The following is a 237-nucleotide window of genomic DNA, read 5'->3' as shown; positions in this document are numbered from 1 at the left end:
CCGCATCATCGCTCTTTAGATGACTTTGAGGAGTTAGAAGAGGAACGAAAATTATTTTATGTCGCCTGTAGTCGTGCCAAGACCAGACTGTATCTGACTGCGCCTGATTACTTCGCCAGTTATTCAGGGTATTTTGACAAGCCATCAAGATTTATCGCGGAGCTGTCTGCCGATGAGGTCACCGTCGAAGCTTCTAAACAGGTGAGAGAGGAGAATGATGATCCAGTGTGGTGGTAG

General features: G+C 46.8%; 1 protein-coding gene. It reads left to right on the top strand.

From position 1 onward, the window contains the following. The coding region (locus AAEY98_RS22660; protein ID WP_351019893.1) for a 3'-5' exonuclease at positions 1 to 237 on the top strand (237 nt) is incomplete at its 5' end.

It is taken from the genome of Shewanella sp. AC91-MNA-CIBAN-0169 (assembly GCF_040310165.1).
Classification (GTDB): domain Bacteria; phylum Pseudomonadota; class Gammaproteobacteria; order Enterobacterales; family Shewanellaceae; genus Shewanella.
Note: the sequence above shows the minus strand (reverse complement) of the source record. Positions and strands in the feature narration are given on the sequence as shown.